The following is a 20,895-nucleotide window of genomic DNA, read 5'->3' as shown; positions in this document are numbered from 1 at the left end:
TGGGCGCGACCAGCCACACACGACCGGCAGATTCACACCGCGAGGAGCGACCGATGAGCCGTACAGTGATCCGCGGCGGCCTAGTTGTCACCGCGTCCGACGAGATCCACGCCGACGTCCTGATCGAGGACGGCCGTATCGCCGCCCTCGCCGCCTCCGGCACCCCGGCCGCCGAGGCCTGGACGGCCGAGCGGGTCATCGACGCCGCCGGGAAGTACGTCATCCCGGGCGGCGTCGACGCCCACACCCACATGGAGCTGCCGTTCGGCGGCACCTTCGCCTCCGACACCTTCGAGACCGGCACCCGGGCCGCCGCCTGGGGAGGCACGACCACGATCGTCGACTTCGCCGTGCAGAGCGTGGGCCACACCCTGCGCGAGGGCCTGGACGCCTGGCACGCCAAGGCCGAGGGCAACTGCGCCATCGACTACGGCTTCCACATGATCGTCTCCGATGTGAACCAGGAGACGCTCAAGGAGATGGACCTGCTCGTGGAGGAGGGGGTGACCTCCTTCAAGCAGTTCATGGCGTATCCGGGCGTCTTCTACAGCGACGACGGCCAGATTCTGCGTGCCATGCAGCGCTCCGCCGAGAACGGCGGGCTGATCATGATGCACGCGGAGAACGGCATCGCGATCGATGTCCTGGTCGAGCAGGCACTGGCCCGCGGGGAGACGGATCCCCGCTACCACGGAGAAGTGCGGAAGGCGTTGCTGGAGGCCGAGGCCACCCATCGCGCCATCCGGCTCGCACAGGTCGCCGGGGCGCCCCTGTACGTCGTCCACGTCTCGGCGACGGAGGCGGTCGCCGAGCTGGCCAGGGCACGCGACGAGGGGCTCAACGTCTTCGGTGAGACCTGCCCGCAGTATCTGTTCCTGTCGACCGACAACCTCGCAGAACCCGACTTCGAGGGCGCGAAGTACGTGTGCAGCACTCCTTTGCGGCCGCGCGAACACCAGGCGCAGTTGTGGAAGGGGCTCAGGACCAACGACCTCCAGGTCGTCTCCACCGACCACTGCCCCTTCTGCTTCACCGGCCAGAAGGAGCTGGGCCGCGGCGACTTCTCCAAGATCCCCAACGGGCTGCCGGGCGTGGAGAACCGTATGGACCTGCTCCACCAGGCCGTCGTCGACGGGCACATCTCGCGCCGCCGCTGGATCGAGATCGCCTGCGCCACGCCGGCCCGGATGTTCGGCATGTACCCGAAGAAGGGCACCATCGCCCCGGGCGCCGACGCCGACGTCGTCATCTACGACCCGCACGCCGAGCAGGTCATGTCGGCCGACACGCACCACATGAACGTCGACTACTCGGCGTACGAGGGCAAACGCGTCACCGGCCGTGTCGAGACCGTCCTCTCGCGCGGCGAACCCGTCATCACCGAGCGGGAGTACACCGGGCACGCCGGGCACGGCGTCTACATCCCCCGCTCCACCTGTCAGTACCTCAACTAGGAAGGGGGCGATGGACGCCATGGATTTTGGACTCGTCCTGCAGACCGACCCGCCCGCCTCGCGGGTCGTCTCCCTGATGAAGCGCGCCGAACGCAACGGCTTCACGCACGGCTGGACCTTCGACTCCGCCGTGCTCTGGCAGGAACCGTTCGTGATCTACAGTCAGATCCTGGCCAACACCAGCACGTTGAAGGTCGGACCCATGGTCACCAACCCGGGCACCCGCACCTGGGAGGTCACCGCCTCCACCTTCGCCACCCTCAACGACATGTTCGGCAACCGCACCGTCTGCGGCATCGGCCGCGGCGACTCCGCGATGCGCGTGGCCGGCCGCAAGCCCAACACCCTGGCCCGGATCAGCGAGGCGATGAAGGTGATCCGCGCGCTGGGCAGCGGCGGGGACGCCGACCTCGGCGGCACGGTGATCCGCTTTCCGTGGATCAAGCCCGGCGCCCGACTCCCCGTCTGGATGGCCGCGTACGGTCCCAAGGCCCTGAAGATGACCGGCGAGGAGGCCGACGGGTTCATCCTGCAGCTCGCCGACCTCTATCTCACCGAGTACATGGTCAAGGCGGTCAAGGACGCGGCCGTCGCCGCCGGACGCGATCCGTCCGAGGTGACGATCTGCGTCGCCGCGCCCGCGTACGTCACCGAGGACGACTCGCCCGAGGCGCTCGCCCACGCGCGTGAGCAGTGCCGCTGGTTCGGCGGGATGGTCGGCAACCATGTCGCCGACCTGGTCGCCAAGTACGGCGAGCACTCCGCCGCCGTACCGGACGAACTCACCGACTACATCAAGGCCCGCGAGGGTTACGACTACTCGCACCACGGGCGCAGCGGCAACCCGGACACCCAGTTCGTGCCGGACGAGATCGTCGACCGGTTCTGCATCATCGGACCGGTCGAGAAGCACATCGAGAAACTGAACGCCCTGCGCGAGCTGGGCGTCGACCAGTTCGCGGTGTACGACATGCACGACGCGCAGGAAACGGTGATCGACGCGTACGGCGCGCGGATCATCCCCGCGGTCAACGCCGCCTGATCGCCCGGACCCGACCCCACCCCCCACCTTGTCTCCCCTCCCCACCTCCCCGGGGAGGGGCACAAGGCCCGCCCCGCACGGCCTCTCCTGTCCCCCTTTGTCGATTGGCCTGCCCATGACCGAAACAGTCCCCACGGGGTCGCCCGCCGCCCAGACCGTCGACGCCGACGGCCGGACAGAGCTCGCCCCCGAGGCCTACCCCGCCAACAGCCCCTTCGCCAACGAGGACCTGCGTCCCGTCCCGGTCGCCGAGCGCAAGTGGACGACGTACAACTTCGCGGCGCTGTGGATCTCCATGGCCCACTGCATCCCCAGCTGGACCCTGGCCTCCGGCCTGGTCGCACTCGGCATGGACTGGAAGCAGGCGGTCTTCACCATCGCTCTCGCCAACGTCATCGTGCTGCTGCCGATGCTGGCCACGGGCCACGCCGGCCCCAAGTACGGCATTCCGTTCCCGGTCCTCGCCCGGGCCTCCTTCGGGCTGCGCGGCGCCAACATACCGGCGCTGATCCGCGCGGCCGTGGCCTGCGGCTGGTTCGGTATCCAGACCTGGATCGGCGGCAGCGGCATCTTCGCACTGGGCTCCAAGCTCACCGGCGGTGAGTGGGAGAAGGCCGGGCAGATCGCCGGCAACCCATGGCCGCTGTGGCTCTGTTTCCTCCTCTTCTGGGCCGTGCAGATCGCCATCATCTACCGCGGTATGGACTTCCTGCGCCACTTCGAGAACTGGGCCGCGCCCTTCGTCATCGTCGGCGCCTTCGTGCTGCTGATCTGGATCGCCGTCCAGGCCGACGGATTCGGCGAGTTGCTGTCGCAGCCCTCCAAGCTCGGCTGGGGCGCGGACTTCTGGCCGGTCTTCTTCCCGTCCCTGATGGGCATGATCGGCTTCTGGGCCACCCTGTCCCTCAACATCCCGGACTTCACCCGATTCGGCGCCAGCCAGCGCGCCCAGACCTGGGGCCAGTCCCTGGGCCTGCCCACCACGATGACCCTCTTCGCGATCCTCGCCGTGCTGGTCACCTCCGGTTCCGAGGTCGTCTACGGCGAGGCGATCTGGGACCCGGTCACCCTCGCGGCCAAGGCGGACAACGTCTTCGGTCTGCTCTTCGCGCTCATCACCGTGCTGGTCGCCACCATCTCCGTGAACATCGCGGCGAACGTGGTCTCACCCGCGTACGACCTGGCCAACCTGGCACCGAAGTTCATCAACTTCCGTACGGGCGCGCTCATCACGGGCGTCGTCGGCATCCTGATCTTCCCGTGGAAGCTGATCTCCACGCCCGAGTTCTACATCTTCACCTGGCTCGGTGTGGTCGGCGGTCTGCTCGGCACGGTCGCGGGCATCCTCATCGCCGACTACTGGATCGTCCGCCGTACGGTCCTGCACCTGGCGGACCTGTACACGCCCGGTGGGCGCTACTGGTACTCCGCCGGCTGGAACTGGCGGGCCATCGTGGCCTTCGCGGTCGGCGGTGTCCTGGCCGTCGGCGGCTCGTACTCGACCGTGGGCGCGGACGGCACGAAGTCGGGTCCGTTCCCGGCCGACGGGCTGATCCCGTTCCTCAAGCCGCTCGCCGACTACGGCTGGGCGGTGGGGCTGGCCGCCTCGCTGCTGCTGTACGTCGCGCTGATGCTGCCACGGGAGCGGACCGCTTCCTGAGGCCTCGCCTCTCGGAGGGCGGCCGGCTCTACCGGCCGTCCTCCAGGGCCGCCACCGCCTCCTTGGCGGCCCTGATGGCGCCCTTGTTGATCTCGTCCGTGCTGGGCGCCTCCTTCGACTCGAAGTCGGAGCCGTTGTACGTGATGACCAGCAGCGCGTTGGCGGCGCGCACCAGCACCACACCCTCGCGCGTCTTCTGGTCGTCCTCGGTGGTGAGGTTCACGACGGAGTAGGCCGCGTCGCCGAGGCCGGGCACCTCGCCGCCGCCGCTCTTCTCCTTGACCCGCTCCTTGTACTTCTTCGCCGCGTCGTCGTCGGAGCCGCTGATCTCGAAGGAGACGTCGAGCCAGCGGTAGTCGTAGCCACTGAGCGCGTTCCACGAGCAGGTGCGGCGGACCGACTTGTCCGTCGAGGCGATCTCCTTCCCGGCCGTCTTGGCATCCGGCACCAGCGACGTGATCGTCTTCTTGGCCAGGCTGGTGCAGGGCGCCGGGGCGGAGGTGTACGTCTTCGGCACGGCGGTCGTGGACGGCGCGGAGGCGGACTGGGTCCCGGTCTTGCCGGTCGTCCGGTCCTGGGCGGCCGGCGCCGACGAGTCCGGGCCCGAACTGAGGGCCCAGCCCGCACAGGCGAGCACGGCGACCGGAGTCAGGCGCGCGGTGAGAGCGAGCGGCAGAGGAAGAGAACGCACGGCGCACTTCTCGTGGGGGACGGTGCGGAGGGGTCCGCACAGCGGACGGGACGCCAGTGTCACACGAGTCCCTGTGAGGCGAAAGTGCCAACTCGCTCCGTGCCTGCGCGGTAACTCGCCTGTAGCGCTGATGCGTTGAGTGTCCCCTTATGTCCGTCACTCGGTGACCTCCACGCCGGCTCGGTTGCGGTGTGCGCTTCGGCACGCCGGCCGCAGCGGCCCACCATGGCAGGGCCCGCCCGCCGGACGGCGCGGCGATTCGTCGGATCCTCGCCTCGACGGCTCAGCTCCGATCGTCCCGCAGCAGGGCGGCCGCTTCGGCCGCCTCTGCCGTGACGTGGGCGGCCGCACGAGCGGCCCGTCCGGTCACCCGCCAGGCGAGCATGCTCAGCGCGGTGGCCGGGGCGGGAGGGAAGACGCCGAGTTGGCCCAGCATCGTGAGGTCGTCGCGCACCGCTTCGTGTCCGACCACCTTGCCGTCACGGATGTCGAGCACGTGGATCTGTTCGGTGTCGATCTCGCGCCCCGTGGGGGGTATGGCCTGGTCGAGGGCGCCGTCGCGGAAGCGGACGAACGGACCGGTGTGGCGGCCTTGCATGCGCAGCCGGACCCAGACCTGGTCATCGTTGTCGGCGACACCGATCACGGGGAGGCGCAAGTCGGTGAAGGCCGACCGCAACCATGCGCTCGAGGCGAGAACCGCTGCCGGCCCGGGGAGCGAACAGGCCGGGGGCGATGCGACCGCTTCGCGGTTGTGGAAGTCCTCGCCGACCACATCGACAGCCAGTGCCGGATCACCCGTCTCGAGGATCCGGAAGAGTCCATGGGCCAGCTCCGTGGCGTCCGTTCCCATTGCGTTCATGCCTCTCGCGACGTCGAGCGGAAATTGACTTCACACAGTACCTAATGATTAGGGCAGCTGTGATCTCGTGCTGGTTAGGATGGCCTCATGTCCTCTCAGCGCCCCTACGCCTCTCCGTTGCGCGAGCAGGCAGCCGCGCGGACACGCGCACTGATCCTTCAGCGGGCCACCGAACTGTTCGCCGACCGCGGATACGGGCGGGTGACCGTCGCGGACATCGCTTCGGCGGCCGGCGTCTCCTCGAAGACCGTCTTCGCGAGCGTGGGGAGCAAGGGCGACATCCTGGACCGGATCGTCGACCAGGGCGTGAACGCCTCCGGTTACGAGCAGGCCATGAAGGAGGTGCTCGCCCCGCGGACCCCGGAGGCGGTCCTGAAAGCACTCGCTCGTGGCACCCGCAGGGGCAACGAAGGCCAGTTCGTTGTGCACGAGGCGATCCGCAAGGCGCTGCCCGCCCATGAGAAGGGCGAGGCTCTCTGGGAACGCTCCACCGCGGCATACCGGGACGCACTGCACGCCACAGCCCGCCACCTGCACACGTTGACCCCACCGCCCGTCTACTCGGTGGAGGAGACGGCAGACTTGCTGTGGTTCTGGTTCGGCCCCACCGGCTGGCGCACGCTGGTGGTCGAGAACGGCTGGTCGTGGGACCGCGCCGAGGAAGTCCTCTACCGCACGGCCGTCGCCACACTGCACTGAGATCGGCCACTTCTCAGGCGCCTCGAACACCTCCGGCACCGCAGCGCAGCGCGCTGCGGTGCGGGCCTTGCCGTTCCCGGATGCGCGCCTGTCAGATGAGGCACGGTCTGCTGCGGAGCGTGTCCCAGTGGACCGTGCGGTCGCACCAGCGCTGCAGGAGGGTGCGGTCGTGGCCGATGGCGAGCAGCCCAGCACCGGTGGTGTGACGGTAGTCCTCGACGACCGCGACGAGAGCGGCGGTGGTGGAGGCGTCGAGCATGGCGGTCATCTCGTCGCATATCAGCCAGCGCGGGCGCAGCGCCAAGGCGCGGGCGAGGCAGGCGCGCTGGAGTTGGCCGTCGCTGACCTCGTGGGGGCGTCTGGCCAGCAGGTCGGGGGTCAGGCCGACGGTTGTGGCCAGTTCTGCCACGCGTTCGGCCGATTCCTGACGTCGGCCGGTGGCAAGCAGCGGTTCAGCGATCAGGTCGGTCAGCCGTAGCCGCGGGTCCGAGGAGAGGCGCGGTTGCTGGAAGACGACGCCGAAGGCGGTCCGCAGTTCGCGCGGCGCGCGGTGGCGCCAGCGGCGTACCGGCGTGCCGTCGAGGACGACGGTTCCGGAGCCGGGGCGGTGCAGGAGGGCGGCGACGCGGGCGAGGGTGGATTTGCCGCAGCCGCTGGGGCCGAGCAGGCCGACGGCTTCGCCGGGGGCGATGGTCAGGGAGGCGTCCCGTACGACGGGTGCGTGTCTGTCGTATCCGGCGGTGATGGCGTGCAGTTCAAGCACGGGCGTCCTCCGGGACGTGCGGGTGGTGGCAGGAGACCGTGTCGGTCATACGGGGCGAGCCGGCGCAGGTGTCGGTGGCCCGGTCGCAGCGCGGCGCGAAGGCGCAGCCGTCGGGGAGGTCGCCGAGTTCTGGTGGCATGCCGGGGATGGGGGTGAAGGCGCGGTCGGGAAGGGCCTGGAGGAGTCCTCGGCTGTAGGGGTGGCGTGGTCCGGGGCTGCCGAAGAAGGCTGCCGCGTCGGAGAGTTCGACGATGCGGCCCGCGTACATGACGGCGACGCGGTCGGCGATGCGCTCGGCGGCGGACAGGTCGTGGGTGATCATCAGCAAGGCGCGGTCGGCGTCGTCGATGTGGCGCCGCAGTTCGTCGACTGTGTGCTCCACGAGGTCGCGGTCGAGTCCGGTGGTCGGTTCGTCGGCCAGCAGGAGAGGCGCGTTGCCCACCAGGGCCAGGGCGGTCGCGGCGCGCTGGGCGAGGCCGCCGGAGAGCTCGTGGGGATGGCGGTCCAGGTGGTCCGGGGGGAACGCCGTGCGTTCGGCGGCCGCTTCGGCAGCGGCACGCACGGCCGTGCGGCCCCGTACACCGGTCAGTGCGGCGACCGTCTCCTCCAGCTGGGAGCGGATGGTGCGGACGGGGGTGAGATGTGCGGCGGGGCTCTGCGGTATGAGGCCGATCCGGCGGCCCCGTATGGTGCGGGCGAGAGTCCGTTCGTCGGCGGAGAGCAGCTCGAGCTCGCCGAGGCGGGCTTCGCCCGCGGTCTGGGCGTTGGCGGGGAGCAGGCCGAGGAGGGCGGAGGCGAGGACGGACTTGCCGCAGCCGCTCTCGCCGATCAGGGCCAGGCACTCGCCGGCCGCCACGTCGAAGTGCGCGTCGGTGACGGCGGCGACGCGGCGTCCGCCGGGCATGAGGAAGCGCACCGACAGGCCGCGTACCGACAGCAGGGGAGGCCGGTCGCCCGGTTGCTGAGGCGGTCGTTCGGTCACAGCGTCAGCTCCGATCGGCGGCGGGGGTTGATCCGCTCGCGCCAGGCTCCGGCGAGGCCGGCGATGGCGAGGGTGGGGACGATGATGAAGAGGCCGGGGAAGAGGGTCGGCCACCACTGTCCGGCGAGCAGTGAGCCCTGCGCGGTCTGGACGAGGGTGCCGAGGCTGGCGGTGTGGGTGGGCAGCCCGAGCCCGAGGAAGGACAGGGCCGATTCGTGCCACATGGCGTGCGGCACCATCAGTACGGCGGCGAGCGCGGCCTGGGGCAGGACCGCCGGCAGCAGGTGCCGTACCGCCACCCGCCACCGGGACGCGCCCCCGGAGACGGCGGCGTCGATGTACGGGCGCGAGCGCAGGGACAGGACCTCGGCCCGGACGATCCGGGCGGTCGACAGCCAGTGGGTGAGCGCGACAGAGACCACCACCGGCCACACCCCGGGCCGGAACATGGCGACGATGAAGATGCCGAGCAGCAGGTGGGGTACGGACGAGACGGTGTCGACCACGCGCATGATGCCGCGGTCGGCCCAGCCGCCCAGGGCTCCGGCGGTGGCCCCGACGGCGGTGCCGATCACGGTCGCCGTGAGGGCCGCGGCCACGCCGACGAGCAGCGAGACCCGCAGGCCGTAGACGCAGCGCAGGAGCAGGTCCCGGCCGACGTCGTCGGTGCCGAAGGGATGCGCCCAGCTCGGGGGCAGCAGCTTGGCGGACAGATCGACGGCCTGCTGGTCGAGTTGGACCAGCGGTGGTACGAGCAGGACGGCGAGGACGGTCGCGGTCACCAGCACGGCCGAGGTGCGCAGCCGCAGGGTGCGCGTCGAGCGGCGGTTCGGGCCGACCGAGCGCCATGCGGCCTGGGACCGCTTCTCGGTCCCCACCGTGGCCTCAGCCATGGGAGTCACATTTCACTGAGCTTCACCCTCGGGTCGAACAGTCCGTAGAGGAGGTCGGCGAGCAGGTTGCCGATGAGGACGGCGGCGGTGGCCAGCGTGGTGAGGGCGGCGAGCAGCGGGAAGTCGACGGCTGTGGCCGCCTCGACGGTGGCCGCCGCGATGCCCGGCCAGCTGAAGACGCTCTCCACCAGCAGGGCGCCGGTGATGAGTTCGGGGACGCGGGAGCCGACCAGCGTGAGCACCGGCAGCAGGCCGGAGCGCAGGGCGTGCCCGAGCAGGACGGTCCTCTCACTCACACCCCTCGCGCGGGCGCCACGTACGGGGTCCTCCGCCAGGGCGTCGCCGACCCCCTGGCGTACGTAGAGGGTGAACCAGGGGAGTTGGGAGAGGGCGAGTACTCCGGCGGGCAGGACCAGATGGCTCGCCACCTGCCCCAGGGTGACCTGCTCGCTGGCCGTGTCCGTCAGCCCGCCCGCCGGGAGGACGTCCAACTGCAGGGCGAACAGCCAGATGGCCAGCAGCGCGATCCAGAAGACCGGTGCCGCCTCCAGGGCGTAGGCGAGCGAGGTGACCGTCCGGTCGAGCATCGATCCGGGGCGGCGGGCGGCCAGCACACCCAGCAGGGTGCCGGTCAGCACGGCAAGCACGAAGGCGATCGCGCACAACAGGGAGGACCACACGAGGCGTTCCCCGATCACCTGCGTCACGGGCTGCCGCATCACGCTGGACTGGCCGAGGTCTCCGCCGAGGGCGGAGGTCAACCAGTGCCACCAGCGGGCGGTGAGGGGCTGGTCCACGCCGAGGTTGTCCCGCAGCCGGTCCAGGGTCTCCTGGTCGGCGCCGAGCGCGGCGGTGCCGGCGTACACCTTGACGGGATCGAAGGGGGAGGCGGCGGCGATGGCGAAGACACCGAAGGTGACGACGAGGAGGACGGGGAGGGCGAACAGCATCCGCCGCCCCGCCAGGCGTGCCATCGCTCCCCAGGGCAGGGAGGTTCTGGTCACTTCTTGGGCTGCCAGTCCTCGATGTTCCACCACGGGCCGCTGGCGAAGCCGTGCTCGTGCGGCTCGAGTTGCGTGCTCAGGCCCTCCCAGCGGTCCGCGAGCACGTAGAGGTGGTCGATGTGGGTCAGAAACGTGTAGCCGGGGTCCTTCACGAGTTCGCGCTGGAGCGCGGCGTAAGCGGCCTCGCGCTTTTGCGGGTCCTGGCTGCGGCGGCCGGTGTCCAGCGCCTCGTCCACGGCCGCGTTGTCGTACCGGCCCATGTTGTTGAAGCCGTCGCCGGCGAGCGAGGAGTGCAGCAGCGTGTAGAGGCCGAAGTCGGGGTCGCCGGTGCTGCCGAAGCCTGCGAGGACCGCGTCGTTCTTCATCCGCGGCTCGATGACCTCCCAGGTGGCGCTCTCCACCGTCACGTCGATGCCGGCCTTCTTGGCGTCGGAAGCGTAGGCGAGGGCGTGGTCCTGGCGGACCTTGTCGCCGGAAGGGTAGAAGAGGGTGAACGCGGCCCGTCGGCCGTCCTTGGCGCGGATGCCGTCCGTGCCGGGCTTCCAGCCCGCTTCGTCGAGGATCCGCTTGGCCTTGTCGAGATCCTGAGTGCGCTCGATGCCCTTGGCGAACCAGGGGTCGTCGACCGGCAGCGGCCCGTACGCCGGGCGGCCCGCGCCGTCGAGGACCTTGTCGACCATGGCCTCGCGGTCCACGGCGGCGTCGAGTGCCTGCCGGATGGCACGGTCGCCCGTGACCTTGTTCGCGGTGGGGAGGGTGACGGTGCGGAAGTCGTAGGACTTCGCGTCGTACGACTTCATGCCGTCGTCGTTCTTGAACGTGGCGACGAGGTTGGGCGGGAGGACCGCGCCGTCGAGGTCACCGGAGCGCAGCCGGGTGGCACGCACGTTGTCGTCCGCGATGACCGCCATGGTGAACGTCTTCACCTTCGGCTCCCCGCCCCAGTAGTTCGGGTTGGCCTTGAAGGTGAGCTTCTCGCCCTTGCTCCAGTTCGCGAGGACGTACGGTCCGGTGCCGACCGGTTCGGTGTTGAAGGAACCGGTGTTGGGGTCCTGCTCGCCGGCGACATGCTCGGGGACGATGGGCAGCACCGTGCGCCCGGCGAACGGCGCGTACGGGTACTTGAGCGTGAAGACGACCTTGTCGTCACCGCTCGCCCGGACGTCCTTGATGGCGTCGAGCTCGCTCCGCGAGGTGTTGTTCGTCTTCGCGTCGAGGATCGTCTTGTACGTGAAGACGACGTCGGCCGGGGTCAGGGGCTCACCGTCGCTGAACTCCACGCCGTCGCGCAGGGTGTACGTGTAGGTGAGGCCGTCGCCGGTGACCTCGGGGAGCGCCTTCGCCAGGGCGGGTCTCAGCTCCAGATCGGCGTTCCGGGCGAGCAGTCCCTCGAAGATCTTGGAGTTGCCGTCCTTGCCGTAGCCGAGCAGCGGACTGAGGGTGTCCGGTTCGGAGGCCACCCCGATCACGACGGAGTCGGCGGACTTGCCGTCGCTCCCGCCGCTGCTCGGGGCGGAGCAGGCGGCGACCCCGGCCACCATCGCCGCCGCCGTGACGGCGGCACCTCGTATTCGACGGGTCGTCATGAGCCTCACAACCTTGTTGCTTGTAGAACGTTGTTGCATGTCAATTGCGATTGGAGGGTTACCCGGGCACACCAGGCATCAGTCCGTCGCCGGTCGGCGGGCCCTGCGGTGCGGTCTTGTCACCACGCGGGCGGAGGTACGCGGTCATAACGGCAGGCCGGCAGTCCTACGGGCCGGATGGTGCGGGCCGAGGAAGACGGCGATACCTGACCCCTGTGGAGAGGGATGAGTGGCCTGGGTCCAGCCCTGGCCGCGGTAGAAGGCGACGGCCCGGGGTGCCCGGATCGAAGTGAGCAGCCACGCGCGGCCTTCCGGAGCGTCGGCGATGACGGCATCGAGGAGTGCGGCGGCGAGGCCGGTGCCCCGGGCGGCGGGGCGGACGGCGAGTTCGTCGATCTCGCGGGCGCCGCACAGCCACTGCACGGTGCGCTCGGGGCCGAGGCCGGCGGCGGCCTGCGGGTAGCAGCGGTCCGTGGGGAAGGGGGCACGGGTGGTCCAGGCCGTGGCGAAGCCTGCCACGGCCGAACCCGCCGGCGCGAGCGCGGCGGTGAAGCCCGGCCGGTGCACGGTCCCGGCGAGCCGGCCGACGAACTCGACCGCCTTCTCCTCGTCCTCGTTCCAGGGCGGGGCGCAGAAGGCGTCGACGTACACGGAGTGCAGCGCGGTGGCGTGCGTCAGCAACTCCTCACCGGTGCAGAGGCGGATGTCCGTGGCCGTCAGGCCGCCTGTGCGGCAGCCGTTGGTGCCGGGTGTGGAGCCGCGTGCCGCAGGGAAGCCGATGGGCCGGTCAGACCTCACGCAGTACCCCTTCTGCAGATGACTAGTTATTGCGACTAGTGTGCAATAACTCCCGAGTGTTGTGTACCCGGACTGCGCGGACTGTCGAGTGCTGCGGCTGCTGGGTTCTGCGCGCTCATCCTGGATCCGCCGGAGCTGGAGCCGGCGTTCGTCGCGGACGATGCCCAAGGCCGGAGTGCCGGTTTCTGCGCCTTCCGTGGCACGGCTCATGGTCCTAGGACCAACGCCTGATCGGCATGGCTCTGCTCCTGCTGTTAGCGTGCAGTTGCACATGAGTTGCAATTAGGTCGGAGGATGTTGGACATGGCGGTTTACACGCTCCCGGAGCTCCCGTACGACTACGCGGCCCTCGCCCCGGTCATCAGCCCCGAGATCATCGAGCTGCACCACGACAAGCACCACGCGGCGTACGTGAAGGGCGCCAACGACACGCTGGAGCAGCTCGCGGAGGCGCGGGACAAGGAGGTGTGGGGGTCGATCAACGTCCTGGAGAAGAACCTGGCCTTTCACCTCTCCGGGCACATCCTGCACTCGATCTACTGGCACAACATGACCGGTGACGGCGGCGGCGAGCCGCTGGAGAAGGACGGCGTGGGCGAACTGGCGGACGCGATCGCCGAGTCCTTCGGCTCGTTCGCCCACTTCAAGGCCCAGCTGTCCAAGGTGTCGGCCACCACCCAGGGCTCCGGCTGGGGCGTCCTCGCCTACGAGCCGCTCAGCGGGCGCCTGATCGTCGAGCAGGTCTACGACCACCAGGGCAACGTCGGCCAGGGCTCGACCCCGATCCTCGTCTTCGACGCCTGGGAGCACGCCTTCTACCTGCAGTACCGCAACCAGAAGGTCGACTTCATCGAGGCCATGTGGCAGGTCGTCAACTGGCAGGACGTGGCCAAGCGCTACGCGGCGGCCAAGGAGCGCGGCGACAGCCTGCTGCTCGCGCCGTGACGCCGTAGCCGCGTCGACACAGATGTCCTGCTCGTGATCGTCTTCTCACCCTTCACTTGCAGGCGGCACAAGGAAGGGCTCCCGCGAGGACGTGACTTGAGGGAGCCCTTCTGTGGCTCATCCACCGGCGGACCGTACGAGGATCTCGGTGTCGACACGCCCCTGCCGTCCGTACCCGGCGGCCGACCGCTCGGCGTGCCCTCGGGCCGGCCCCGTCCCCATGACGTCCGGCGACAAAGGCGACGGCGGAACGAGGAAGCCGGTGTGCATCCGGCGCGGTCCCGCCACTGTGATCGGCGAGCGGATCCCGAACACAGGATCGTGGTGTCCTCGGCGTCGATCCCGGAGATGGCCTTCGCCACCCGGTCCTTGTGCTGAGGCGCACGTACGCGTCCCTCGTGCCGGAGGCGGGGAAGAAGGGGCGCATGGCGATCGATAGCCTGCTGGGGGAGCGGGCGGAGGAGAGCTCTGGCCCGAACTCCCCACATTCTCCCCAGGACAGACCTGAGCGCCGACCGGTCCGGCCGATGCGCGGAAACAACGAGGTGAGAGGCCGTATGTTCACCACCCGCCCCACCCTCCAGGGCACCTTCGGCATGGTGTCCTCCACTCACTGGCTGGCCTCGCAGTCGGCGATGGCGGTCCTGGAGGACGGCGGCAACGCCTACGACGCTGTCGTGGCGGGCGCCTTCGTGCTGCATGTCGTCGAGCCGCACCTGAACGGGCCCGCCGGTGAGGTGCCGATCCTGCTCGCTCCGGCGGGCGGCGAGGTGCGGGTGCTGTGCGGGCAGGGCGTGGCGCCGGCCGGAGCGACGGTCGCGCACTACAGGGGACTCGGTTTGGATCTCGTACCCGGTACCGGGCCCCTTGCGGCGGCCGTCCCCGGTGCGTTCGACGCCTGGATGCTCCTGCTCCGCGACCACGGCACCAAGTCCCTCGCCGACGTCCTGAAGTACGCCATCGGATACGCGGAGCACGGGCACGCGCCCGTGGAGCGTGTCGGCGAGACCGTCGAGACCGTGCGCGAGCTGTTCGAGACCGAGTGGACCACGTCCGCGGAGGTCTATCTTCCGGGCGGCCGGGCGCCCCGGCCCGGCCGGCTGCTGCGCAATCCCGCGCTCGCCGCCACCTGGCAGCGGCTGCTCGCCGAGGTCGCCGGGGCGGGGGACCGCGAGGGGCAGATCGAGGCGGCACGGCAGGTGTGGCGCACCGGTTTCATCGCCGAGGCGCTGGTACGGCAGGCACACCGGCCCACCCTGGACACCAGCGGTAAGCACCACACCGGCACGCTCACGGCCGCCGACCTCGCCGGCTGGTCCGCGAGCTACGAGGCGCCGGTGACGTACGACTGGAACGGCTGGACCCTGTGCAAGGCCGGCCCCTGGAGCCAGGGCCCGGTCCTCCTGCAGCAGCTCGCACTGCTCCCGTCCGAACTGCCCCCGTACGGCTCCGCGGACTACGTCCACCTGCTGATCGAGGGCTGCAAACTCGCCATGGCCGACCGGGAGGCCTGGTACGGCGACGCGGCCGAGGTGCCGCTCGAGGAGCTGCTGTCGGGCGTCTACAACGCGGCACGGCGTGAGCTCGTCGGCGACAGGGCGTCGTACGAGCTGCGGCCGGGGAGCCCGGGAGGGCGCACCCCGCGGCTGTGCGCCCATGCGCGAGGGGCCGCCACCGGCGTCGCGGGCCTCGGCGCGCCGGGAGCCGGGGAGCCGACCGTCGCCAAGAGCCCGACGGCCCCCGTGCCGGGCGAACCCGACGTCGCCGCCGACGGCGGTACCCGCGGCGACACCTGCCATCTCGACATCGTCGACCGCTGGGGCAACATGGTCGCCGCCACGCCCAGCGGCGGCTGGCTGCAGTCCAACCCCGTCGTGCCCGAACTGGGCTTCCCGCTCGGCACCCGGTTGCAGATGACCTGGCTGGAGGAGGGCCTGCCGAACTCGCTCACGCCGGGGCGCAGGCCACGCACCACTCTGACACCGTCCATCGCCCTGCGTGACGGGACGCCGGTCATGGCGTTCGGCACGCCCGGCGGCGACCAGCAGGACCAGTGGCAGCTCCACTTCTTCCTGGCGGTCGCCCTGCGCGCTCCGGTACGCGGCGGCCTCGATCTCCAGGGCGCGATCGACGCGCCGAACTGGCACAACGACAGCTTCCCCGGTTCCTTCTACCCGCGCGGGATGTACCCGGGCAGTGTCACCGTCGAGGCGCGGACGGACCCCGCTGTCGTGGCGGAGCTGCGGCGGCGCGGCCATGACGTCACGGTCGGTGACGACTGGTCCGAGGGCCGGCTGTGCGCGGTCGCCCGGTATCCGGAGAGCGGCATCCTGTCGGCGGCGGCCAATCCGCGGGGGATGCAGGGGTACGCAGTGGGCCGGTGATGTCCCGAATGTCCCTTTCTTGCCGTGGGGTGCAGCATCGGGAGTTCATGCCGATTCCACCCGTAGTGCACTCGCAGGGTGGGGATTGTCAGTGGCGCGTGCTCTCATGGAGGCATGATCGAAGACAACGAAACCATCGACGAGTTTCTCGCCCGCCACTCGGCCGACGTGGAGGAGGCGGTCCGCAAGGCCGCCGCGGCCGAAATCATGCCGCGTTTCCGTCAGCTGGCCGCCCACGAGGTCGACGAGAAGAGCGGCCCGCACGACCTGGTGACGGACGCCGACCGCCTGGCCGAGCAGTACCTCACCGTGGCGCTCGGCGCGCTCCTGCCCGGCTCCGTGGTCGTCGGCGAGGAGGCGGTGCACGCCAACCCCGCGTCGTACGAGGCGATACGGGGCGACGCCCCGGTCTGGATCGTCGATCCCGTCGACGGCACCCGCCAGTTCGTACACGGCGACGACGGCTTCTGCACCCTGGTCGCGCTCGCGCAGAGCGGCGTCGTGCTCGCCTCGTGGACATACGCCCCCGCCCGCGACCAACTCGCCACGGCCGTACGGGGACAGGGCGCCTTCCTCGACGGCGAGCGGCTGTTCGCCGGCCCGCCCGCACCCGGACGGGACCTCAAGGTCGCCACGTCCCACCCGGACTACACGACGGACGACCAGAAGCGCGCCCTGCTCGGCCTGTGGACGGACGGCGTCGCACCCCGCGACTGCGGTTCGGCAGGCCTGGAATATCTCGCCGTCGCCCGCGGCGAGTTGGACGCCACGGCCTTCTCGTGGGAAGCGGCTTGGGATCACGCGGCAGGCCTGCTGCTGGTCGAGGAGGCGGGCGGCGCCCACCTGACCCGCACGGGTGAGCCGTTCCGCATCACGGGCGGCAACGCCCTGCCGTTCACCGCGGCCCGCGACGCGGCGACAGCACGCCGGGTGGCGGGGCTGCTGGCGTCGTCGGTCTGAGCCCGGAGCAGGCCTCGGGGCCACCCCGTCGCCGAGCACTGTCAGTACCCCGGCATATCCTGATCCTCAGTGGCCATCGGCTGACGAAGGGGTCCGAAGGTGCCGTCGATGCTCGATGCGGTCGTGGTGGGTGCGGGGCCGAACGGACTGACCGCTGCCGTGGAGCTGGCCCGCCGCGGCTTCTCCGTGGCCGTCTTCGAGGCCCGGGACACGATCGGCGGGGGAGCGCGCACCGCAGAGCTCACCCTGCCCGGCTTCCGCCACGACCCGTGCTCGGCGGCGCACCCGCTCGGCATCAACTCACCCGCGTTCCGCGCCCTGCCCCTGGACCGCTACGGCCTGGAATGGCTCCACCCCGAGCTGCCCATGGCGCACCCCTTCACCGACGGCACCGCCGCGGTCCTGTCCCGGTCGGTCGGCGAGACGGCCGCCTCCTTCGGCCCGCGCGACGCGGGCGCGTACCGCAGGCTGGTGGCGCCCTTCCTGCCCCACTGGGACACCCTCGCCCGCGACTTCATGTCCCTGCCGCTCACCGCGCTGCCCCGCGACCCGGTGACCCTCGCCCGGTTCGGCCTGGTCGGGCTTCCTCCGTCCACCTGGCTGATGCGGCGCTTCCGCGACGAACGGGCCAAGACCCTCTTCGCCGGTCTCGTCGCCCATGTGATGGCCCCGCTCACCGGCCTCGCCACCGGCGCCATCGGCCTGGTCTTCGCGCTCGCCGCGCACGCCCGCGGCTGGCCCGTGGCCCGCGGCGGCTCCCAGTCCATCTCGGACGCCCTCGCCACATACCTGAAGGACCTCGGCGGCACGGTCCACACCGACTACGAGGTCAAGCGCCTCGACGACCTGCCGCCCGCCCGGGCGTACGTCTTCGACACCTCACCCACCGCCCTGGCCCGCATCGCGGGCTTCGGCCGCTACTACGAGGGCTACCGATACGGCCCCGGCGTCTTCAAGGTCGACTACGCCCTGGACGGCCCGGTGCCGTGGACCGCCGAGGAGCCGCGCAGCGCCGGAACCGTGCAGATCGGCGCCGACACGGGGGAGATCGGCACCGCGCTGCGCGCCGCCTCGCGCGAGGGCCGCGCGCCCGACCGGCCGTTCCTCATCACCGTGCAGCCCAGCGTCGCCGACCCCACCCGCGCACCGGCGGGCCGGCACGTCTTCTGGGCGTACGGCCATGTCCCCAGCGGCTGGACCGGCGACCTCACCGACGCCATAGAACGCCAACTGGAGCGCTTCGCCCCGGGATTCCGCGACCGCGTCCTCGCCCGCGCCACCGCCGGCCCACCCGAACTCGCCGCCCACAACGCCAACTACGTCGGCGGCGACATCGCCTCCGGCGCGGTGTCCGGACTCCAGACGCTGCTGCGCCCCAGGCTGTCCCTGTTCCCGTACAGCACCCCGCATCCGGCCGTCTTCATCTGCTCCTCGGCAACCCCGCCGGGACCCGGCGTGCACGGCATGTCCGGGCACAACGCGGCGAAGGCCGTCTGGAAGAGACTGAGGCAGACATGACCACCATCAGGCTGGTCCAGGGCGACATCACCCGGGAGAGCGCCGACGCGATCGTCAACGCGGCCAACTCCTCGCTGCTCGGCGGAGGAGGAGTGGACGGCGCCATCCACCGGCGCGGCGGCCCGGCGATCCTGGAGGAGTGCCGCAAGCTTCGCGCCTCCCGGTACGGCAAGGGCCTGCCCACGGGCCAGGCGGTCGCCACCACCGCGGGGGAACTGGACGCACGCTGGGTGATCCACACGGTCGGCCCCGTCTTCTCCGAGCAGGAGGACCGCTCGGCCCTCCTCGCCTCCTGCTACCGCGAGTCCCTGCGGGCGGCCGACGAGTTGGGCGCCCGCACCGTCGCGTTCCCGGCCGTCTCCGCCGGCATCTACGGGTGGCCGATGGACGACGCCGCCCGTATCGCGGTACAGACCGTGCGGGAGACGGACACGGCCGTCGAGGAAGTCACGTTCGTCCTCTTCGACGAGCGGGCGTACGAGGCGTTCGCCCGGCAACTCGGCTGACGGAAACCACGGTGAGATTGGCCCATTGCGTCTGAGTCCCCTGTCAGACGGCTTCGGTAAGGCCGGCGTCCCTGCTTGGGACGCCGGCCTTTACCGCGTTGTTGACGTTGGCTGCCCATTCCCGCACAGAAGCCTGATTCACGGCTCGTCGTCTCCCGTCCGCTCGCCGTCCGCCGGGCGCGCCTCTCCCCAAGCCATCCGGATCACCGCGTACGTCTCGCCGTTCCTCGGCGGACGCGTCCAGGAACGGGTGGCGAACGTGTGCAACCGCCCGTTCACGATGGCATGGCGCGGCAGAGAGGCACCGAACTCCCCCGCCACCGCTTCCAGCAGCGACCGTTCCGCCTCGGCGCCGTCCGCCAGGTCACCGAAGAACCGGCTCGGGTCCAGCGCGCGCGGTATCTCCCCGTTCTGCCGGACCTCTCCGTCCGCGTATGTGAACGCGTACTGCTCGGTGCCGTCTCGCGCCACCGAAAGGTGGAAGAACGGTTCCCCGTGCCATGCCCTCAGGCCGCTCCACACCACCACCGCGCGGGTGCCGTCGCTGGCGGCCGCGGCCGGTGAGACGAACCGCCGCCGGTAGAACGGGGCAGGGTCGCCGTCGAAGGCGAAGCTCCAACCGGTACCGGCCCGGCCGACCGCCATGAGAGCCCTGTCGTCGTAGGACGAGAACTCCCTCTGGCCGCCCAGCGACCTGCGGCGTGCCTCCCAGAGGGTCATGGGTTCGTTCAGCACGGTGCCGTCACCGTCCACGAGCCGTCCGGGCAACTCCTTCGGCTCCGCCCCCTCCACCAGAACGAACCGGTAGGACGTGCGGTTGTTGCCCGGGTCCGGCTCCGCGAGCCACGCCAGGCCGCCCGGATCGAGCCCGGCCGTCGGCTTCGGTGCCTCCCCCGCCTGCCCACCCCGTGGCGTGGACAGCAGCTCACGTCCCCGCTCCGGGGTCAGCAGCGGACCGAGCACGGGGTCGGCCACCCACCCCAGCGGGGCCACAAGGTCCGGTCCCAGCGGCTCCCACAGGGACAGCGCGCTGAGCAGCGTCCGCCAGGCCCCGTCGGTGTCGCCCCACCGCGCCAGCTCCCGCGCCCGCTCGACCGCCTCTCCGAACGGCCCGGCCGCCGTGTACCGGTACGTGCCGCTGCGCACCTGCTCCAGCGTCGCGTATGCGAGTGACACCAGGTCGTCGTCGGCGCCCCGCAGATGGAACGTCAGCGTGGAGTCGTCCCGGTACGAGTGCGCCGCGTGCTCGGCGACCAGCGGCGGCAGCAGCTCGGGTGCGTACCGCGGCTCCGTCACCAGGCCCTCGAAGTACACCATGGAGGTCTGCCCGAGCAGACGGCGTATCTGGTCGCCCAGCCCGGCGGCCCGCGGCCTGCCGTACCCCTTGGCCTCGTCCAGCGCCTTCCCGGCCCGTTCCCAGTCGCCGCGCAGCGTCTCCAGCCGGGCCTCCTCCACCAGGGCGTCCAGCTTTCGCGTCGTGTCGTTGACGAACACCGGCTCCCCGTCACGCGAGTGCGCCTGCAGGCTGTGGAACTCCCGGTACATCTCCCGCATGAACTCAAGGAAGTTCGCGTGCCGCTCGGGTGGCGCGGCACGCCAGCTCGCCCACGTGTACACGGCCCACTCGCCGTCCTCGTCCACCTCCTCGGGGTCCATGAGGACGTGGGTGATGTCGGACTCCACGTCGAGTTGCAGCCCGCGCCGCCAGATGTCCGCCTCCCGCCGCTCCTCGGGCCCGGCGTCCTCGTCCAGATACTCCTCGAACATGTCCGCGAGCCCCGACTCGTTGTCGTGCCAGCGTGCATCCTCGGCCCCCGCCAGCAGCCACACGAACCCGCCCGCATGCCGCCACCCGTCGCTGACTTCGAGGAACTCCCGGTACGACGGGGGCATCCGTCGGCCGAGGCGCTCCTCCATGGCTGCGATCCGCTCCTCGGACGCGGGCGGGAACCCCAGCCACCGCGCCTGCCGCGCGGCCTCGTCGTCCTCGCCCCGCGTCTCATCGTCCGTCAGGGAATCCGCCCACTCCCCGCTCCACCTGAGCAGGAAGGACCGCCAGTCGAATGCCGTGGTGTCCGTCATGCGCCCGATGCTGCCACCCACCACTGACAGCGCCCCGCTGCTTGCCGCGGCCAACGGGAGCTCAAC

18 protein-coding genes and 1 riboswitch are annotated in these 20,895 nt (G+C 70.8%); of the genes, 9 read left to right on the top strand and 9 right to left on the bottom strand.

Features of this window, described 5'->3' with window-relative positions:
- Positions 1-53: 53 nt before the first annotated feature.
- The 3 genes from hydA (at position 54) to ACFV7R_RS04045 (ending at position 4,156) form a co-directional block, all read left to right on the top strand.
- Positions 54-1,454 (top strand): dihydropyrimidinase, encoded by a 1,401-nt coding sequence (gene hydA, locus ACFV7R_RS04055; RefSeq protein WP_385259591.1) that lies wholly within the window; start codon positions 54-56, stop codon positions 1,452-1,454.
- A gap of 19 nt (positions 1,455-1,473) precedes the next feature.
- Entirely contained in the window at positions 1,474-2,496 is a 1,023-nt protein-coding gene (locus ACFV7R_RS04050) for a TIGR03842 family LLM class F420-dependent oxidoreductase (protein WP_385259762.1), read from the top strand.
- 115 nt (positions 2,497-2,611) lie between these two features.
- Positions 2,612-4,156, top strand: coding sequence for an NCS1 family nucleobase:cation symporter-1 (locus ACFV7R_RS04045; RefSeq protein ID WP_385259589.1), 1,545 nt, complete (start codon positions 2,612-2,614; stop codon positions 4,154-4,156).
- A 28-nt stretch (positions 4,157-4,184) separates the two neighbouring features.
- Here the strand turns inward: ACFV7R_RS04045 and ACFV7R_RS04040 are convergent, their stop codons facing one another.
- Both ACFV7R_RS04040 and ACFV7R_RS04035 read right to left on the bottom strand, forming a co-directional pair.
- Entirely contained in the window at positions 4,185-4,847 is a 663-nt protein-coding gene (locus tag ACFV7R_RS04040) for a hypothetical protein (protein WP_385259587.1), read from the bottom strand.
- A 283-nt stretch (positions 4,848-5,130) separates the two neighbouring features.
- Positions 5,131-5,709, bottom strand: a complete 579-nt coding sequence (locus ACFV7R_RS04035) for an ester cyclase (protein ID WP_385259585.1) — start codon at positions 5,707-5,709, stop codon at positions 5,131-5,133.
- An 87-nt stretch (positions 5,710-5,796) separates the two neighbouring features.
- Between ACFV7R_RS04035 and ACFV7R_RS04030 the strand changes: the two genes are divergently transcribed.
- Positions 5,797-6,408, top strand: a complete 612-nt coding sequence (locus ACFV7R_RS04030; RefSeq protein ID WP_385259582.1) for a TetR/AcrR family transcriptional regulator — start codon at positions 5,797-5,799, stop codon at positions 6,406-6,408.
- 91 nt (positions 6,409-6,499) lie between these two features.
- Here ACFV7R_RS04030 and ACFV7R_RS04025 read toward each other — a convergent pair whose 3' ends face one another.
- The 6 genes from ACFV7R_RS04025 to ACFV7R_RS04000 all read right to left on the bottom strand — a co-directional run bounded on the left by ACFV7R_RS04025 (position 6,500) and on the right by ACFV7R_RS04000 (position 12,356).
- A complete protein-coding gene (locus ACFV7R_RS04025) occupies positions 6,500-7,171 on the bottom strand; it encodes an ABC transporter ATP-binding protein (RefSeq protein WP_385259580.1) in 672 nt (223 codons plus the stop codon).
- Positions 7,164-8,075, bottom strand: a complete 912-nt coding sequence (locus tag ACFV7R_RS04020; protein WP_385259761.1) for an ABC transporter ATP-binding protein — start codon at positions 8,073-8,075, stop codon at positions 7,164-7,166. Before ACFV7R_RS04020 ends, ACFV7R_RS04025 begins: the two co-directional genes overlap by 8 nt.
- A 74-nt stretch (positions 8,076-8,149) precedes the next feature.
- Positions 8,150-9,046 (bottom strand): ABC transporter permease, encoded by an 897-nt coding sequence (locus ACFV7R_RS04015; protein ID WP_385259577.1) that lies wholly within the window; start codon positions 9,044-9,046, stop codon positions 8,150-8,152.
- A gap of 5 nt (positions 9,047-9,051) precedes the next feature.
- Positions 9,052-10,020 (bottom strand): ABC transporter permease, encoded by a 969-nt coding sequence (locus ACFV7R_RS04010; protein ID WP_385259758.1) that lies wholly within the window; start codon positions 10,018-10,020, stop codon positions 9,052-9,054.
- Positions 10,021-10,046: 26 nt separating this feature from the next.
- A complete protein-coding gene (locus tag ACFV7R_RS04005; RefSeq protein WP_385259575.1) occupies positions 10,047-11,636 on the bottom strand; it encodes an ABC transporter substrate-binding protein in 1,590 nt (529 codons plus the stop codon).
- 144 nt (positions 11,637-11,780) lie between these two features.
- Positions 11,781-12,356: a GNAT family N-acetyltransferase gene (locus ACFV7R_RS04000; protein WP_385259755.1), complete on the bottom strand. Its 576-nt coding sequence runs from the start codon at positions 12,354-12,356 to the stop codon at positions 11,781-11,783.
- Positions 12,357-12,737: 381 nt separating this feature from the next.
- Here ACFV7R_RS04000 and ACFV7R_RS03995 point away from each other — a divergent pair, with 381 nt between their 5' ends.
- The 5 genes from ACFV7R_RS03995 (at position 12,738) to ACFV7R_RS03975 (ending at position 18,747) form a co-directional block, all read left to right on the top strand.
- Positions 12,738-13,379: a superoxide dismutase gene (locus tag ACFV7R_RS03995; protein ID WP_385259573.1), complete on the top strand. Its 642-nt coding sequence runs from the start codon at positions 12,738-12,740 to the stop codon at positions 13,377-13,379.
- 220 nt (positions 13,380-13,599) lie between these two features.
- A riboswitch (cobalamin riboswitch) is annotated at positions 13,600-13,751 on the top strand.
- Between the two features lie 185 nt (positions 13,752-13,936).
- Positions 13,937-15,763: a gamma-glutamyltransferase family protein gene (locus ACFV7R_RS03990; protein ID WP_385259571.1), complete on the top strand. Its 1,827-nt coding sequence runs from the start codon at positions 13,937-13,939 to the stop codon at positions 15,761-15,763.
- Positions 15,764-15,877: 114 nt separating this feature from the next.
- Positions 15,878-16,723, top strand: a complete 846-nt coding sequence (locus tag ACFV7R_RS03985) for an inositol monophosphatase family protein (RefSeq protein ID WP_385259568.1) — start codon at positions 15,878-15,880, stop codon at positions 16,721-16,723.
- Positions 16,724-16,831: 108 nt separating this feature from the next.
- A complete protein-coding gene (locus tag ACFV7R_RS03980; protein WP_385259566.1) occupies positions 16,832-18,241 on the top strand; it encodes a phytoene desaturase family protein in 1,410 nt (469 codons plus the stop codon).
- Positions 18,238-18,747, top strand: a complete 510-nt coding sequence (locus ACFV7R_RS03975) for an O-acetyl-ADP-ribose deacetylase (protein WP_385259564.1) — start codon at positions 18,238-18,240, stop codon at positions 18,745-18,747. Before ACFV7R_RS03980 ends, ACFV7R_RS03975 begins: the two co-directional genes overlap by 4 nt.
- A gap of 138 nt (positions 18,748-18,885) precedes the next feature.
- Here the strand turns inward: ACFV7R_RS03975 and ACFV7R_RS03970 are convergent, their stop codons facing one another.
- Positions 18,886-20,829, bottom strand: coding sequence for an SMI1/KNR4 family protein (locus ACFV7R_RS03970; protein WP_385259561.1), 1,944 nt, complete (start codon positions 20,827-20,829; stop codon positions 18,886-18,888).
- Positions 20,830-20,895: the final 66 nt, after the last annotated feature.

It is taken from the genome of Streptomyces sp. NPDC059866 (assembly GCF_042731325.1).
In the GTDB taxonomy this organism is placed as follows: domain Bacteria; phylum Actinomycetota; class Actinomycetes; order Streptomycetales; family Streptomycetaceae; genus Streptomyces; species Streptomyces flavusporus.
Note: the sequence above shows the minus strand (reverse complement) of the source record. Positions and strands in the feature narration are given on the sequence as shown.